This window comes from Chryseobacterium urinae (genome assembly GCF_030518295.1).
Taxonomy (GTDB): domain Bacteria; phylum Bacteroidota; class Bacteroidia; order Flavobacteriales; family Weeksellaceae; genus Chryseobacterium; species Chryseobacterium mucoviscidosis.
This window is the reverse complement of record NZ_JAULSJ010000012.1, coordinates 62,582-78,975: the sequence shown is the minus strand read 5'-3', so window position 1 is coordinate 78,975 and position 16,394 is coordinate 62,582. Positions and strand designations below refer to the sequence as shown.

Here is a 16,394-nt window from a genome sequence, read left to right as displayed (position 1 = left end):
TTAATAAAGATTTGCATTGTTAATGATATCCTGAATGATTTTCTTGTCCCTGTTCACCCAATTTTGAAGCAGGTTATTACGCAGTTTTATTTTTCTCTTGACATTGATGATTTTCTGAAGGGTAGAGTAGGACTGCTGCCGAAGAGTCTTGATTTCACTTTGAGCAAAATCCAGAAGAATTTTACGTTCGGCCTTTTCCATTTCGTTTATCGTCCCATACGATAAAACTATACCTGCCATCAGCCTGATATACAACTGCAGACTATTTATAAACTCATACTGACCATTGAGTGCGACAGGAATCCAGATTGGGGCATCAGATAATTCAGTATAAATTTTCGACTGTATCTCATAAATCTTATCAATTTCTCTGACGATGTTCACCGATGTCGGAATAGCCTGAACTGCAAACGAAAGGTTGTTAAGCCTTCCACGAATTTTTTCAGTCACATCCCTGTATTTGCTCCATTGTTCCTTATTGGCTGATTCCAGACTTAAATTGGTCAGCTGCTTATTTCTCATTTCTTTCTGCTTCTCATTTTCATCCATTGTTTTTTGAATTTCAGAGTTAATAAGGTAGTAGCAGATATAATTCCCTCCAGTAAGCTGACCTTTAAGTATATTTGAAAAAATCAGAATCAGGAAACAGACTTTAGTTTTTGATAAAGTTTTCATAGTCCCAATGTTCCTGCGTTGTTCAATATTTGCTGAAAAATATGCCTGTCAGTATTGACATACGTCTGAAATGGATTGATAGATTTCCAGAATCCTTTTCTTTTGGCTCTCCTTATCGTCATCTTTACGTTGATCAAATAGACATTCAGCAGACGGGTGTTATTTTCAATATTGTACAGAAGCCTTTTCCGATCTCCTGAAGTTGCAAGATTCAGCTCACCACTTGTCAGCAGATCAGCAACATCAGTATAAATGTCGGTCGCTTTGTTAGTTACCAGCTGTATTGATTTTGTCGCAAATATGCTGTACTCCGGTGCATCCTGCACTTCGTTATATATCCCATCAACATTCGTGATTATTTTGCTAAGGTTGTTGTAAATATTCTGAACTTGAATGCCGTTTTTCAAAGTACCATTTACCTCTTTTAATCCTTTGTACAATTTATTCTGCAGATCGTTGGCCAGAACCATCTGAGTTGAGACAACCGCCTGCGCCTGCTGCAGTTTATTCATCTCGTCGACTGTTTTCTCCTGCTCGCTTTTAATTTGATTGGCATATAAAATCATAGCAGGAGCTGTCAGTACATCTATATAGGGAGTTTGTGTTTTATAAAAACTCATGATAAAGACCATGAGTATGATGCTATATTTTTTCATAAGTCTGATTTTTGCTTTTAATAAATTCCTTTAGCGTTATATCTTGATCTATAAGTAGCCGTTTGATACTTTTGAAGAAATCTTTACTAGGGTTTTGCTTTTTGAATGAATGATAGTATTCGATTAACCCGTTGTCAATAGGTTTTTGGTAAATATTTACCAATGATACCAAGTTTGGTAGACCGTCTTTCAGATGATCAATATCTAGAACAAACTGCTCCAATGCATCCTGATAGTTTCGATATTCATTAACATAGTATTCGAGTGCAGATTTTTCAGGTTTTTCAGTAGTATAAGTCAAATATTGCTGTAGTGAAACTTCATTACCATATACTTCACCTTTGCTGCCCCGTTTAAGATAAAATTCTTTGAACCGGCTTCTACCGCTTTTATTATTTAGATTATTAATGGTGAAAATCTTACTCTGCTCAACCTCATTAAGTGAGAGCAATTTTGCAATCTTATCAAAATTATCGATGAATTTTGTCTGATCGAGAAGTATGAAGGTATCCGAATTATTAATAATACTGTCTTTTACGACAGCATTCCCGATAATATCATCCAGCTCCTGTGTAACAACAACGGCTTCACCCCAGAATTTTCTGACTGTTTTATACAGGTATAAAATATAACTTCCCATTAGTTTACTCGCAATTGCCTTCCAGGCTTCTTCAATAATGAGTGCTTTTCGCCTATCTTTTCTCAGACGCATTTTCTGGATAAACGTATCCATAATAATGAGGGTTACAATAGGAAACAGCTTAGGATTATCTTTAACATTATCAATCTCAAAGACGATAAAGGGCTCATAAAATAATGAGTTGTCTGCATCTTCATTTAAAGTCGTTCCATACCTACCTCCTTTGTAAAAATCAGCCAATACATAAAGGAATGTTCTCAGGTTGAATTCAGCTTCAGAAATTTTGAACTTTTTATTGGAAAGATAAATAGGAAGAAATTTTTCAGAATACTCATAAAAAGTGTTGAAAGAAAGTTCTTCCACGTCTAGCATTTCTTCAAGCTCTACCAGTTTTTTGATGAGTGATTTTCTGAAGGCATTTTCCCACTCCGCACTGTTGATTTTGGGTCTTTCAATTATTTTAGTATTTGAAAGGATCAGTTGGCTTTCATCGTAAGTCTTTCTTTTTTCGGTATTGACCAATGTTTCGTAAGCCTCGTGTATTTTGTCGAATATGGAATCATCAAAATCAGCTTTATCAAGATTTTTATCAGGATGATACTGTACCGCCAATTTTCGAAACGCCTTTTTAATGTCCGAGCTTTCAGCATCCATTGGTATTCCTAAAATTTGATAGTAATTTTCATTTTCACTGTATTGGCTCTCAAATTCATTATAAAGATCATCTTCGTAGATGTTGTATTTACTTAGGTATAGAATCAGCTCACGCGAGGTCTTTTGCTGATACCAATTGGTACCACCTTTGAAAAACTGATGGTAATACGCTAAGAGCAGATTATCAATAATGGATTTTTGTGTGGTGGTCATCGATGAATCTGCACCCTGCCATATCAGAAAAATAAGATTTCCTAGAAACTCAATTTTCTCAATATTAAATTCCGATTGGCTGACTACAAAGGGGTTCATTGTGATTGGCTTCTCTTCGGTGTACTGAATATACTTCCCATTCTTATATTTTGCCGTCCCGCTGTAACTGTCTCCGGTGTCCACAATTACAACATCATAATTGTAGGCTAAATATTGTTCAATGATATTATTCATCAAAAAAGATTTTCCGCTTCCTGACGGTCCAAGAACAAATTTGTTTCGATTATTGATTCTGCCGATCTGCATTGGCAGATCAGCGGTGTCGACCTTTAACGGAACTCCCTGTCTGTCCGTAAATCTCAGGTAAAAACTGGATGGTTCATCTACGGGGTAGCTCTCTTTAAAAAAAAAAGCACAGCGAGGCTTCACTCGTTGTGGTAAACAAATCGTATTCTTTTAGTTCATTGGCATTCCCCGGTAGTGATGCTCGAAACAACTCCAATTGATTGAAAGAATTTTTACTGGAAATTACTCCTTTTTGAAAGAGCTGGTTCTCAATCATCGACTGGATTTTTTCCAAATCCTCAATAGTTGGGCAGCTGGTGACAAGACTGTAATGTGCGTCAACAATAAGCTGACCGTCCTTAGCAATATTATCCAGCAAAATACCTATTTCTTCGGCGCAGATCCTATTCAAAGGTTCATTCTGAAATCCTTCGTGACGATTTTTTTTATTGGCTAAAAATTTAACTCTTTCCGTCTGATCAGGAATGACAATAATTTGGTTGTAAATAATGGTATTGTACAGTTCCAGGTCATTAATAAAAGAAAAATTGTCAACTGCGGTATCTTTGATAGCTCCGTTTCCACCCAACGTTGTGTAAGGGTAAATTTCATTGGGCAGTTCAATATTTTCAACATCTACTAAAGAAATGGTCTTCACATAGGAATTACCAATCTGGAGATTACTGTCAAGTGACCTTATATTGTCAAAAGCTTTTGTTGATCTGCCAAAGTTCATGGAAAGAATAGAGGAGATGTAATACTCAAAATTCTTTTCAAAGAAAAAATGGGGCTCAAAATCATTTTCCTTCAGAAGCATAAAGATTTTTTCTGCTTTGTCTCGCAATTCCTTATACTTTTTATCTGAATATTTGTACTGGTTTTTCTTTTTGCTTTGATCGATCCTGTGGGTAAATACCAGAATGCTATCGATTGTTTTGTAAATTCTTCCCGCAAAATGTTCTGAATATTTTTGCTGTAAATATTCTTCATGTGCTTCCGCCTGGTAGATCTTTTTATCGAAAATGTCCAGCTTCTGAACGATATATCCTTCTCCAATAATACTGATAATATTAAGTAGTATTGAATGATACTTCAGATACAAGGCACGGTCTGCCGAATACTGTGTGACAATATTTTTAATTTGGATGGCAATGATCGGGTTTCCAAATTCACCGATAAGAACATCATAATTAACATTAAATTCTGAACCGTAGTCGTAGCCAATAAATGGCAGACTAAAGCTTTTCTTTTTCATTGTGTGTATTTCCTAACGTTTGTACTTCTGCTTCAGTTTTATTTTTACAGGAATCATAAAAATCTCATTTTTGTTAAGCGTTTTGTTAAAAAGACCTTTGGTTTTCTGTAATCTGAAGACATTCCAAATCAATCCTGCACCAATACCTAAAGCAAGAACTATCCCTATAAAGAATCCTATAACTTTGCTTAGAATGATGCCTAAAACCATTGTGCCGGCAAATGAACCACCGGCATAATAGATATACTTTCCTTTCAGACCTTTAAACACAAGGGGCTTCTTTAGCCCCTTGTATAGAAAGAAACTCTTTTCTTCCATTTCTTATATTCCAAAAAATGCCTGAATTACTGTGGGAACGAGAAGCAGGAAGATACAGGCACCTCCCCAGCCAATCAGTTCTTTATTGACGTCTTGGTCACCATTGTTCCATTTGTTGTAAATTCGGACACCTCCGACAATGCCTACGATCGCACCTATCATTTGAACTAAGTTTGAGACTGGCTCAACGTACTCTTCGATATCCGATGTTGCCGAAGATATAGCTCCGGCGCCTCCTGTCTGAGCAAAAAGTAAATTTGTGCATAATACCAAGATTGCGGAGAACAGCGCTTTTTTAATTTTATGGTGTTTATTAATGCTTGTAATATTATTTTTCATTTGATTTTTAAAATTTTAATTGAACAATAATTGAATTGTTTCATTTGAAACCGTCTGGTAAAAAAAGATTCCAAAGCTCCATAAAGTGCTTTGGAATCGAAACAGATACGGCGTTTTCCGTATCATTGACTGAATGTAATTAAAAAACTAAACTTGATTTGTAAAAACTCTGACCGCTTTCAGAGCCGACAACGATATGTCTTGATGCTTTTTCAAAGAAATTTCGAAACATCTCATCCGAAATAACTGACGGAATTATTTCCTTCTGATGAGGTATTGCCTCCGAATTTTTGCTTCCGATCACTGAACTTAAATTTGAAAGAAATGATTGACGCACTTCTTTTTCATCTTTGCCCTGTTGATTGTCGCCATAGAAGTTTTCAATTTCCCGCTCTTCCTCAAAACGTCGATGGTTAAAAGGTTCGCCGTTTTCTTCGGAGGATAATTCTGTCTCTTCATAATCATAGGAACTTGGTAAGTTTAAATTCTCTACGTCATCTTCATAAATATTTATTATTTCTCCTGGAGTTTCTTCAATAAAGTTCTCAAGGCTGATCAATTCGCCATCATTTTCATTTCTATTTACGATCTGTTTTTTTATAAATAAGTCATAAACTGCAATGCCGGTATAATATAGAATGTATAGTAAACCAGTAATCATTAGGACTTTTCCCATAAATTTTCACTTTTTTAAAATGTTTAAGAAATTTTCATAATCGTCAGATTTTAGAGCGAGATGCACCGCAAAACTTACAAATTCGCTTACAGATATCCCGTCAGCACGAAGGCCCACCAACTTTCTGTAATGATGATCCTGTATCCTTATCATTCTGCTGGTTTTGTCATTACTCTTGTAAGAGTCAACAAATTCATTAATTATGCATAAGGTTTTATCATCAAGTTCGGTTAGATTGGTTGGTTTTTTCTTTGTCCGAGTGTTTTTTGCTGCATCTGCTGTTTTGTGTTTAATGCCCTTTTTCGATAAGACTGCCTCGTCACTCAGAATATTGAGATTCTTTGCTAATTCCTCTTTATCTTCATCGGTCGTATAGCGGTCTAAAATTCCCATAGATGATAAATTAATTCATCGAATGTTTCTTTGACAGCTAACTTTTGTTCATATGTCAGTCCTTTTGTGTTGATGCTAAGCATACATTTTCTGGTTAGAACTGATCCGCCAATTACTTTCCCTATCGTATTGAATTCAGCATCCATTACAGGTTTCAATTCGTAGCTGTCGTCTTTGCGCATATTATTTCTGATGAAATATATTTTTGCCTTGACTTTGATAAGCTTAAGAAGATTGAGAAACAGTACTGTAGACATCATTGTAACACTGGAGTATCCATAAGGAATTATTATGGCATCACTGTATTGTAATACCTGCGTGTAATTATTCTGAATATTTCCGGCGGTATCAAAAAGAATAACCTCCTGACTTTCCTTTAACTGCATTAAAACTTTTTCATTCTGCGTGAGATGAATATTTTCTTCCGAAATTTTCTCTACTTCATAAAGATAATCTGCTTTTAATTCTTTGTCTTCTGACCATTGCCTGTAAAATGAACGCTGAAAATCAAAGTCGATGACATTTACCTTTTTATCGGTAAACATAGAAAGATAGTTGGCAAATGCAATGGCTAAAGTGGTCTTGCCAACTCCGCCCTTCTGATTTGCAAACGTAATAATCATCTCTTTTTTTTCTTTTTTCTTCTTCTATTTTCTAGTTCTTCGCTTGATGGCGGAGAAGCTGCTGAAATATCAAATAGGGAAGTGCGTTTTAACATTTCTTCTAAACTTGATGCTTCTGCAGCTTGCACGCCATTGACAATAGACTGGTGTCCTGGATTTTGAGGATTTAGTAATTGAGATAAATAAAGGTTGTAATAGTAATCTCCGACCAATTCTTTTACGGTAAAGACAACATTGTCAATCTTATTAATGACGAATGCCTCATTTGAGAAACTGACGATCTTTATTTTATCCTGCGAATTATTACTTACTTTCCTTAAGTTTAGGATGTGATCTATTGTTGAATTTCGTGTGTCTTTCCAGATATTATAATTTGTCTTTTTCGATTGTTTCAAAAAAAGCATATAATCCTGGATTTCGCATTTGTACTCTTGTTCCAAATGCTTTTTAAAAACGTTCTTCGTTTCGATTGTCAAATTTGAATTGGCCAGAATGTCAAAGATCTTTTTGTCTAATACTTGGGAGCTGATAATGAATAGGTCACTCATTTTCATTATATCACTGCCTTTGTAAATCGTATTGGTTTTGTGGTCGATGATGGAATAGCCGAAAGGCTGTTTATCATCTTTGAATGAAAGAACAACATCAATCCCAAATTTTTTCTTCAGATGGTATTGAAGCTCTGATTGGTAGGAGGCATGGTTTTTATCCGATACTCTGAAAACCGAGTTGGAAAATACCTCTTTGTATTTTTTGAATAGAGCAAATATCTGTTTTTTTCTTTTCTCGTCAAAACTTTTTTTTGAAAAATTTAAATCATTGACATTTAAAACTTTGATAAAAGCGCCGTTTTTTGTAATATTTAACTTATCATTTTTTTCATAATAGCCGTATCCATTAAGTTCCAGCAGTGTCTTAAACTGATGTAACGTACTATAATTATAATCAATCAATTTTTCTAAATTTTGATGTACGTCAGTACCGTACAACTCTTTAATTGTTTCCTGTAAAGCAGTTTGACTTTTATATTTTTCGAAATCTCTCTCAATACGCTTTGAGCTGTCTTTATTAACCCTTGTACTTACAATATGAATGTGGTTGTTGGCAGTATCATTATGAAAAACAACAATGTACGGTTGTTCACCATAGCCCATTTTATCCATGAATTTATCTGCTGTAAGCGCCAATTGTTCCTTAGAATATTCGCGTCCTTTTGCGGATATTGTAGCGTGAAACTGCGGATTTTTTATTCTTGAATTATTTTTGGAAACTGCTTTCAGATAGTTTTTTATGTCTGGAGCTCCCGAAGAGTGATTAAGATGAGCCGGGAAATTTTTAATTGATAAAAGTTCTCCCTTTCCTTTTTCAATTTTCTTGTCATTATAAATCACACCATTGAACTCACTGGATGATTTGTTTAATATTTTAACAATCATTTTGCAAGTTCAATATAGATTTTTTTGATTATTCTGTTTTGCTCAATTTTCAGACTGTTGAGAATTTCAAGCTTTGAATTATAATCAGATAAAAGGGTAGTGGGTAAGTGCTTGTTGGTGTTGATATGTTTTGCAATCTGATTGATATTATTCTCAATTTTAGAGAATAAATTAACCTGATTTTCGATGAAATTCATGATTTCTTTCCTGTCATTATCAAGTAGCTTTCCTTCGACGCCGCTAATGATATAATCGGAAAGATGAAGGTTGTATTTATTACAGTGATTCAGCCATTTTTCTTTTACTTCGTCATGTAGCCTTAAAGTAATTCGTGCAGTCTTTGATCTGCCTGAGGTTTTTAAATCTTTCATTTGGCAATTTTTTAAAATAGTTAAGGCAATCCTAATTAGGATTCGCACATTTCAATTTGCAAACGAGAAGATTCTTCTCCTGATTAGATCATCAAAATTATGTAAAATTCACTTGAAAATTATAGATTAGTATTTTCGATTTCTATTTACCGTTATTATTTTTTTGCTCTTCTTTCTTTTTTTTGATAAAATCTGTTGGACGCATCCCATTAATTTCATAAAAAAGATCTGAAAAATTCTGACGGGATGCTATACCGCATTTTTCAGCTAATGCTTCAATTGTGTATTTCAAGTAATTTTTATCAGTATTCATTAGATTGGTAATGTAATCAATTCTAAGATTGTTTAGGTAATTTTTAAAATTAACGCCTTTTGATTCGTTGATAAAAGTTGATAAATATGTTGTATTAGTATTGAATTGAGCCGCCAACTGATTTAATGTTAATCCTATTTGAGTATATTCTTGTCTATCCTCAAATGATTTTATTTTTAATAGTAAATCTTGGTAAATCTCCTTACTAATTATCGATGTCTTCTCATCCTCGTAAATGGTATCGGGACTATGTTGATGTAGCATTTTTTCAAGCTGACGATTGTCAAGCTTTATCTGCAGTATCCTGTAATTCAGCATGATCTTCTTATTCTTCCTATATTTAAAAATGTATAGTGTGATAAAAAGCAGCGAAAGACATATAAAAAATATTACCATTAAGGAAGTGAGAAGATTTCTCTTCTCTAAAGCTTCTTTGTTATCTAACAATCGCTTCGTGTCGTATTCTTTGTGAATTCTTGAGGTCAAATAGTAAAACTCTTTTCCTAATAAGCTGTCAACTGATAAGAGCTGTTTAGTGTAGTACAGCTCTTTCTTTGTGTTGTTCAGGTTATTAAAATGGTTTATTAAAATTTCGTAGCTATCACGTGTCTCCGGTAAAACAAAATTTTTATGAACGAAAATTGAATCTACCATCTCAAAATAATGGAGTGCTTTTTCCTTATCAGAATGATAGTAGCTCTTTCCTAAGTAAGAGTAAATTAATGATGCAGTCGCAAAATCATCTACCTTCAATATTTTTGGTAAAGATTTATTTAAGATATCGATTGCATGCTTATAATTTTGACGGTTATATGCTGAAATGCCTTTGCACTTTAAAAAATAACTCTTTTCCAAAGAAAATTCATCAATCCCCTCAATTTCTTTTAGCCCAACATTTATTAAACTATCAGCAGCAGCAAAATTTTTTAGATTTCTCTGACAGATTATTAACTGGTGAAGAGAGTTAAAATATCCCCTTTTATTATTGAAAACTTCATTTGGATGAAGTTGTTTAACTGATTCATTATTAAAAAATTTAATGCATTCTTCGAAATTTTCTTTAGATTCTGAATAATAGCCTAGGTAGCTTTTGACGACTCCCATATGATAGACGACCTTATATTTCAAATACTCGTCTTTAGTATTTTTTAAATAGTTATAAGCTTTTAAATATTCATCTAAAGCCGGATCAAATTTTTTATAGTTAAAGTAATAGATAATCCCTTTTCCCAAATAAGCTAAACCTATCAAATCTTTATCTCGTGATTTTAAAGCGGCATAGATCATACTATCGGAATATACTAATTTTTGCTTTTCATTTTTAGTAAAGAAAACGGCATCCCGATATCCTTGGGTTAAATGTTCAAAATCATTTTCATTTTTCGATTTTTGAATATAAGTCTTTACATAAGGAATTGCTCTTTTATCATTTTTAGGAAGATTCTCATAATTTTTTCGGATAATCTCATATTCGCTCATCTTCTGCGCATTTAACAGCAGAAAAAAGGGGAATAATATCAAAATGAATGAAAATCCTTTAAGCATGGTTAGTAGGCTTCAATTAAGAACCGCCAAATTTATGTAAAATCTCCATAAAACAGGGCTTTTCCCAATATTCTATTAAGATATTTAATTATTATTAAAAACAATTGATAATGAAGCGGTTTCATTGTTTTTTGTTGTCGTGCTTTATAAAACACGACGTCGTGCTTTGTAAAGCACACCCACATATGCTTGTTTGGACGGTCTTTTCGACAATACCTTTGACTCCAAGAATTCTGAGAAAAACCGGCCGGGATAATCCTTAATAAATTTTACTATTATGAAAAAAGTTATCCCATTTTTAATTCTTATTGTGGGTTTATGTGCGCAAAGTTGCAGACAAGTTGATGAGCAAGTAGATAATGATTTTGCACTATCTAGAGTTGCAAAGGAAAGTAATAAAACATCTGATTCAACTAGAATGAAAATTGAATTAGAAAAAGATCCCCCTGTAAAGGATGGTCAAGATTGGAAACACTAAATGAAATGATATAAAGATTCCCTATACTTTAAAAAAAGAATATCATATTCCAGTGGAGGGTTATGGGCAGAATTGTAAAATAAAAGGTAATTCAGGGGTTATGCATCAAATTGATGTGCTGACCGCTGAGTTTGATGGTTGCCAAACTTACAAAACGGCTATCGAATGTAAATACTGGAAAAAAAAAGTAACTAAAGATACAGTTATGAAGCTTCTTTCTATCATCAATGATACCGATATACAAAGAGGAATTATTGTGTCAAGGAATGGATTTACTCGGGATGCACAAATGTTTGCAGAACATCATAATATAAAGATAGTGCAGCTGAGAGAATCTGAAAATAATGATAATGAACAGAAGGAAGTTGAATTTGGAATTTTAGATTTATTTTTCAAGATCAATGTGAGCAGACCAGAGGTCACAAGAATAGTTGTTAAAACAAATGACGATAATGAAATTATACTTCCTGAAACACAGCAATATTTGGTTTATATTGAAAATAAAGATGGCACAAAAATAAGATTGTATGATTCTGTAATGGTTTTTAAAAAAAATCTACACACTCAAAAACCTTTTGAAATGGTTTTGAAATCTTACGATTTTACAGATCATAGACTGTTTTTTAATGGAAATTATCAAAAGATAAAAAGCATTACCTACACAGGTTTACTAACTATTATTAATAAGGACCATCAAAAAACATTTTCTCTAGTGGATAAAGTATGGATGATTATGAACCAAATCTTTGAACAAAAGACATTTCTTATAACCCAGCTTGGTATTGTTGTGAATAAAGAAGATTTGTCATAAATACTATTTATGTTCTTAGTAATACGGTTTCCCGTAATGTCAATTTAGTTTTCAAATCTATCTTTGACAAAATTAAAAAATGAAAGCTATTTACAGTTTATTACTTTTAGTATTAATATTATCGTGTTCTAACCCAGTCCAGCGAAATACAATAAAATTTTCAAAGCTGGAGTATGGAGAAAAATGGCCATTTTCAGTTGATGAAGTTGAAGTTTATTGTTCTGGATATAAAGAAATTTACTGCAAGGCCAGCAATGGAAAGACATATGCTTTAAATGGAACTGCTAAAGGTGTTTCACATAATAATGCTGCTATCAGTAAAGTTGATGAAATATGGTTGGATGATCCCAAATGGGCTGGATTAAAAATTTCATACGGAGATTTTATCACTAAAGGTCTGGAACTTTGTGAAAATAAATAACAAGAATACTAAAGAATCAGTTTATCTTTTTTCTTGGTAATCCAATTTCATGTTCCTGTGGATAGGGATTTCGGTGAGTCATACTAACGTCTTCCCGTAGACTTCTTTCCATTTCTTTAGATTTTTCATCATCCATCGAATATCGCGGATCGGCAATCAAAGGCATTTTTGCCATTTTAGTAATGGTAATAGTAGGAAAATGATAATCTACTTCAACAGTTCCTAATAAAAGGTAGACTCCTCCTTCCTTAAAGGGAAATTGTTTTAAACTGTCGGGAAAATGTGCCGTGTCAAAATACTCACCTTCAGCATCGATCCATGTTCCGAAATACATATCGTCTTTCTTTCCAGGATGATTTCTCATCTTGATAGGAACGTGTTTCCTGGAAATTAAATATGCCAGCATTTTAACCTGTTTTTTATGATACTTCAAGAGATCTTTAACCAAAACGTGACCTCTGTATTTAGTCTTGAGTAAATCAAAGATCGAATAGGAAACTGGAAATCCTAAAATTTCAATTTCATCAAAAGCGTCTTCAAAAGGGTTTCTATCTATTGTCGGTAGCTTATAATCTTTTTGAGGTTCCTCAAATAATGATATGATCTTGCTTTTATATTGATTCTTTGAAAGTAGGAATCTTGCTTCAATTAAAAGTTCGTGTTTCTGCTTTCCGGTAAATCTGAAAGCCCCGACAAAAATTAATATCTGTAAAGTTTCAATACCAATGTTGACTCTTTTTATAAAATCTTCTAATGATCCGTAATCGCCGTTTTCTTTCCTTTCTTCCGGGATATTTACTTTGATAGAAGCTTCAAGTTTTTCAATATGCATTAGACCTAAGTACACATCTGTTCCATATAATGTTGTATGAAATTCGCTTAGGTTAATGCAGGGGTTATGAATTTTAGCACCTGACATCTTCGCCTCGTGTACATAAACTTCTGTTCGGTAAAAACCACCGCCATTATTAATAGCAGATACCATAAATTCGATAGGGTAATAGGCTTTCAGAAACAGACTCTGATAGCTCTCCACGGCATAAGAAGCAGAGTGTGCTTTACAAAAGGAGTAGCCGGCAAAAGATTCAATCTGTCGATATACTTCCTGAGAAAGCTGCTCAGGATGTCCTTTCCTTTTGCAGGATTCAAAGAAATCATCTTTTAATTTTTGTAAAGCTGAAAGTGATCGTCCTTTACCACTCATAGCTCTTCGAAGAACATCTCCATTAGCTGCAGAAACTCCACCAAAGTGCATCGCAATTTTAATGACATCTTCTTGATAAACCATAATGCCATAGGTTTCGCCTAATTCTTTTTCAAATACATCGTGGAAGTATTCAAATTGACCGGGATGATTGTGTCGGAAAATGTACTCCCGCATCATTCCACTCTGTGCAACTCCTGGACGAATAATTGATGATGCAGCAACCAATACTTTGTAATTATCACATTTTAATCTTCTCAAAAGTCCACGCATAGCTGGAGATTCAATGTAGAAACAACCAATGGTCTTTCCAATGCTCAAAAATTCATTGCACTTGACTTCATCCTTAGAGATTCTGGTATCTTCAATATCTACATTGATTCCCTTTTTTTCTTTAATTAGATTAACGGTATCTTTAATCGTTCCCAATCCTCTTTGTGAAAGAATGTCAAACTTTTCCAGACCAATATCCTCAGCTGTATGCATATCAAACTGAACAATTGGAAATTCTTTTGGAGGAAATTCTAAAACTGAATAATTTGTAATAGGTTCTTCGGAAATAAGAATCCCACAAGAATGCATACTTCTTTGATTGGGAAATCCAACTAACAACTGTTCATACTTATAAATCTCTTGAACAATTGAATTTTGATCGTGTAGTTCTCTCGGTTTTTTTGAAAGCTGATCTAGTTCATCTTTCGGCAGTCCAAAGACTTTTCCCAGTTCTCTGAATCTCGATTTTCTCTTGAACTCCACATTAGTTCCACAAAAAGCAACGTGATTTTTTCCATATTTATCAAAAATGTATTCCAAAATAGTGTCACGATTCTTCCAACTCCAATCGATGTCGAAGTCGGGAGGACTTTTACGGTTTAAGTTTAGAAAACGCTCAAAGTACAAATCTAGCTCTAGAGGACATATGTCGGAAATGCCTAAACAATAAGCTATAATACTGTTAGCGCCACTTCCTCTTCCGACGTGCATAAAACCCATACGCTTACTGTATTGAATAATATCCCAAGTAATCAAGAAGTAGCCGCAAAAATTAAGTTGATGAATAACTGTTAATTCTTTTTCAGCTCTCTCAATAGCCTGTCTGTTATTATCAGGATATCTATGAGATAAACCTTCATAAGCAAGCTGGGATAACAATTTAAAGTCATTTTCCTTGCTGTCAGTATAATATTTTTTATTCTTCGGGGTTTTAAATTCAAAATCAAAACTGCATTGACTGACGATAAATTTCGTGTTTTCAACGATTTCTGGGTAATGCTTAAACTGATCGAGAAGAGTTTTCTTACTCATAAACAACTCATCTTTTCTACAATAATCTTTTTCAGCCAGTTTTGTAAAAAGAATATTACCATCTATGGCTCGTAATATTTTATGAAGTTCGTATTCGTCATCAGTCTTAAACGTTACCGGATGAAGGATAACCATTTTATGAGTGAGGGATTTGAATTCAGAATTGATTAAAAGGTTTAACTCATCTTGTCTGATTCCGATAAACTCGTGTTCCAATAATATATCAGGTTTATTTTGTAAAGTATAAATCACAAAGCAGTTTTCTAATTGAGGATTAGATTTTGGAATTTCAATATTTTCACAATTATAATCGGTCAAAAGCCTGTTGACTTCAGCTATTCCTTTCGGGTTCTTCGCTAAGCATATATAATACTGCTCATTTTCAACTCTGACATCAACGCCTACAATAGGTTTAATGCCTTTATCTTCACACAGTTTATAAAACTGATAGATTCCCGTTACGGTATTGATATCAGTTAGCGCAAGAACTTTCAGCTTATAATCCATAGCCAGATCAACTAATTCTTCAACAGAAATAGTCCCATAACGAAGGCTATGATAGGTATGACAATTGAGGAACATAATTTTATTTATTGAGTCAAAAAACCGGAAGCCCTTCCAAGGCTTTTAGCACCAAAACGGTCTTTCATTTTATCCATGGTCTGATATAATGAGATCAGCTCTTCGGTATCTTCAAAAAGATTCATCTGATGGCTTCCGTGAACCAGTCCTGTAAACTTGACACCTACAAGACGAATTCTCATTCTTCGGGTATAAACTTTCTTGAAGAGTTCCAGAATATATTTCAGCAATGTGTGGTCTGCTGAGGTATAAGCCACCTTACATTGTTTAGTCTCTGTATCAAAGTTGGCATATCTTATTCTTACTGATACCGTTGAGGTCAGCCATTTTTCCTGTCTTAACTGGTAGCATAACTGTTCAACCATTCCGGAAAGAATACTTCTGATATTCGGAATATCGATGGTGTCTTCGGAAAAAGTTGTTTCAGTTGATATGGATTTACGCTCTGAATATTGAATCACAGGATTTAAATCAATGCCATTGGCTTTTTTCCATAACTCAGTTCCATTTTTTCCAATTAATTCCTGAAGCACATCCACTGGCATTTTAGCAAGTGTTTCAATCTTTCTTACACCTAATCTTGAAAGGAGTTCAAAGGTCACATCACCAACCATAGGAATCTTTCTGACGGATAAAGGATTTAAAAAAGGCTGTATTGCGAGCGGTTTTAATTCTAATTTACCGGCTGGCTTTGCTTCACCTGTTCCAATCTTTGAAACTGTTTTATTGGTAGACAATGCAAAACTAATAGGTAGACCTGTATTTTTCTTTACCGCTTCCGCAATTTCGGTTGTCCATTGATAGCAGCCGAAGAACTTATCCATGCCCGACAGATCAAGATAGAACTCGTCTACACTTGCTTTTTCCATAACAGGAACTTTTTCCTGAATGATTTCAGTCACCAAATGTGACATTTTGGAATAATACTCCATATCACCTTTGATAACCTGCGCTTCGGGACATAAGCGTAAAGCCATTCGCAAAGGCATCGCAGAACGAACCCCAAATTTCCTGGCTTCATAGGAACAAGATGCTACTACACCACGATCTCCGCCACCTATGATCACGGGCTGATTCTCCAATACAGAGTCTCTCAGCCGTTCACAGGAAACAAAGAATGTATCCAGATCCATATGTGCAATCGCTCGTTCCATTTGACAAAATTATCACGATTTGTAGCAAAAAATTGTATATTTGTTGC

Annotated in this window: 15 protein-coding genes and 1 pseudogene; 3 read left to right on the top strand and 13 right to left on the bottom strand. The window is 34.1% G+C overall.

The genetic code is table 11. From position 1 onward, the window contains the following. The 11 genes and pseudogenes from QWT87_RS09670 to QWT87_RS09620 all read right to left on the bottom strand — a co-directional run bounded on the left by QWT87_RS09670 (window position 1) and on the right by QWT87_RS09620 (window position 10,326). Window positions 1–675, bottom strand: coding sequence for a hypothetical protein (locus QWT87_RS09670; protein ID WP_002977317.1), 675 nt, complete (start codon window positions 673–675; stop codon window positions 1–3). Then, entirely contained in the window at window positions 672–1,331 is a 660-nt protein-coding gene (locus tag QWT87_RS09665; RefSeq protein ID WP_027383743.1) for a hypothetical protein, read from the bottom strand. The genes QWT87_RS09670 and QWT87_RS09665 overlap by 4 nt, the downstream gene beginning before the upstream one ends. Next, window positions 1,318–4,378, bottom strand: a pseudogene (locus QWT87_RS09660) (TraG family conjugative transposon ATPase). Before QWT87_RS09660 ends, QWT87_RS09665 begins: the two are co-directional and overlap by 14 nt. Before the next feature lie 12 nt (window positions 4,379–4,390). Continuing rightward, a complete protein-coding gene (locus tag QWT87_RS09655) occupies window positions 4,391–4,696 on the bottom strand; it encodes a DUF4133 domain-containing protein (protein ID WP_002977321.1) in 306 nt (101 codons plus the stop codon). 3 nt (window positions 4,697–4,699) lie between these two features. Then, complete coding sequence (locus QWT87_RS09650; protein WP_002977322.1) at window positions 4,700–5,035, bottom strand: DUF4134 domain-containing protein; 336 nt, start codon at window positions 5,033–5,035, stop codon at window positions 4,700–4,702. Between the two features lie 139 nt (window positions 5,036–5,174). Then, window positions 5,175–5,711, bottom strand: coding sequence for a hypothetical protein (locus tag QWT87_RS09645; protein WP_002977323.1), 537 nt, complete (start codon window positions 5,709–5,711; stop codon window positions 5,175–5,177). A gap of 6 nt (window positions 5,712–5,717) precedes the next feature. After that, the gene (locus QWT87_RS09640) at window positions 5,718–6,104 is read right to left on the bottom strand and encodes a hypothetical protein (protein ID WP_002977324.1); all 387 of its coding nucleotides are present in this window, start codon (window positions 6,102–6,104) and stop codon (window positions 5,718–5,720) included. Then, window positions 6,092–6,727: a ParA family protein gene (locus QWT87_RS09635; RefSeq protein ID WP_002977325.1), complete on the bottom strand. Its 636-nt coding sequence runs from the start codon at window positions 6,725–6,727 to the stop codon at window positions 6,092–6,094. The genes QWT87_RS09640 and QWT87_RS09635 overlap by 13 nt, the downstream gene beginning before the upstream one ends. Beyond that, a complete protein-coding gene (locus QWT87_RS09630) occupies window positions 6,724–8,163 on the bottom strand; it encodes a relaxase/mobilization nuclease domain-containing protein (RefSeq protein ID WP_002977326.1) in 1,440 nt (479 codons plus the stop codon). Before QWT87_RS09630 ends, QWT87_RS09635 begins: the two co-directional genes overlap by 4 nt. Continuing rightward, on the bottom strand, window positions 8,160–8,534 hold the full coding sequence (locus tag QWT87_RS09625) for a hypothetical protein (protein ID WP_002977327.1): 375 nt from the start codon (window positions 8,532–8,534) through the stop codon (window positions 8,160–8,162). Before QWT87_RS09625 ends, QWT87_RS09630 begins: the two co-directional genes overlap by 4 nt. A gap of 142 nt (window positions 8,535–8,676) precedes the next feature. Then, window positions 8,677–10,326: a helix-turn-helix domain-containing protein gene (locus QWT87_RS09620; protein WP_164720332.1), complete on the bottom strand. Its 1,650-nt coding sequence runs from the start codon at window positions 10,324–10,326 to the stop codon at window positions 8,677–8,679. Between the two features lie 343 nt (window positions 10,327–10,669). Here QWT87_RS09620 and QWT87_RS09615 point away from each other — a divergent pair, with 343 nt between their 5' ends. The 3 genes from QWT87_RS09615 to QWT87_RS09605 all read left to right on the top strand — a co-directional run bounded on the left by QWT87_RS09615 (window position 10,670) and on the right by QWT87_RS09605 (window position 12,102). After that, window positions 10,670–10,870, top strand: a complete 201-nt coding sequence (locus QWT87_RS09615; RefSeq protein WP_002977329.1) for a hypothetical protein — start codon at window positions 10,670–10,672, stop codon at window positions 10,868–10,870. Window positions 10,871–10,922: 52 nt separating this feature from the next. Further along, window positions 10,923–11,681, top strand: a complete 759-nt coding sequence (locus QWT87_RS09610) for a restriction endonuclease (protein ID WP_302715863.1) — start codon at window positions 10,923–10,925, stop codon at window positions 11,679–11,681. Window positions 11,682–11,760: 79 nt separating this feature from the next. After that, window positions 11,761–12,102 (top strand): DUF2511 domain-containing protein, encoded by a 342-nt coding sequence (locus tag QWT87_RS09605; protein WP_002977357.1) that lies wholly within the window; start codon window positions 11,761–11,763, stop codon window positions 12,100–12,102. A gap of 16 nt (window positions 12,103–12,118) precedes the next feature. Here the strand turns inward: QWT87_RS09605 and QWT87_RS09600 are convergent, their stop codons facing one another. Together QWT87_RS09600 and dinB are read right to left on the bottom strand one after the other, a co-directional pair. Beyond that, a complete protein-coding gene (locus tag QWT87_RS09600; protein WP_002977358.1) occupies window positions 12,119–15,193 on the bottom strand; it encodes a DNA polymerase III subunit alpha in 3,075 nt (1,024 codons plus the stop codon). An 8-nt stretch (window positions 15,194–15,201) separates the two neighbouring features. Continuing rightward, window positions 15,202–16,347 carry a DNA polymerase IV gene (dinB, locus tag QWT87_RS09595; protein ID WP_027383735.1) on the bottom strand — a complete coding sequence of 382 codons (1,146 nt, stop codon included), beginning with the start codon at window positions 16,345–16,347 and terminating at the stop codon, window positions 15,202–15,204. Window positions 16,348–16,394 lie beyond the last annotated feature (47 nt).

Bases quoted from the DNA above. Each gene is read 5' to 3' on its own strand.
- QWT87_RS09640 (WP_002977324.1), bottom strand. From the start codon at position 6,104: ATGGGAATTTTAGACCGCTATACGACCGATGAAGATAAAGAGGAATTA.
- QWT87_RS09650 (WP_002977322.1), bottom strand. From the start codon at position 5,035: ATGAAAAATAATATTACAAGCATTAATAAACACCATAAAATTAAAAAA.
- QWT87_RS09670 (WP_002977317.1), bottom strand. From the start codon at position 675: ATGAAAACTTTATCAAAAACTAAAGTCTGTTTCCTGATTCTGATTTTT.
- QWT87_RS09655 (WP_002977321.1), bottom strand. From the start codon at position 4,696: ATGGAAGAAAAGAGTTTCTTTCTATACAAGGGGCTAAAGAAGCCCCTT.
- QWT87_RS09625 (WP_002977327.1), bottom strand. From the start codon at position 8,534: ATGAAAGATTTAAAAACCTCAGGCAGATCAAAGACTGCACGAATTACT.
- QWT87_RS09620 (WP_164720332.1), bottom strand. From the start codon at position 10,326: ATGAGCGAATATGAGATTATCCGAAAAAATTATGAGAATCTTCCTAAA.
- QWT87_RS09600 (WP_002977358.1), bottom strand. From the start codon at position 15,193: ATGTTCCTCAATTGTCATACCTATCATAGCCTTCGTTATGGGACTATT.
- QWT87_RS09665 (WP_027383743.1), bottom strand. From the start codon at position 1,331: ATGAAAAAATATAGCATCATACTCATGGTCTTTATCATGAGTTTTTAT.
- QWT87_RS09615 (WP_002977329.1), top strand. From the start codon at position 10,670: ATGAAAAAAGTTATCCCATTTTTAATTCTTATTGTGGGTTTATGTGCG.
- dinB (WP_027383735.1), bottom strand. From the start codon at position 16,347: ATGGAACGAGCGATTGCACATATGGATCTGGATACATTCTTTGTTTCC.
- QWT87_RS09605 (WP_002977357.1), top strand. From the start codon at position 11,761: ATGAAAGCTATTTACAGTTTATTACTTTTAGTATTAATATTATCGTGT.
- QWT87_RS09635 (WP_002977325.1), bottom strand. From the start codon at position 6,727: ATGATTATTACGTTTGCAAATCAGAAGGGCGGAGTTGGCAAGACCACT.
- QWT87_RS09645 (WP_002977323.1), bottom strand. From the start codon at position 5,711: ATGGGAAAAGTCCTAATGATTACTGGTTTACTATACATTCTATATTAT.
- QWT87_RS09630 (WP_002977326.1), bottom strand. From the start codon at position 8,163: ATGATTGTTAAAATATTAAACAAATCATCCAGTGAGTTCAATGGTGTG.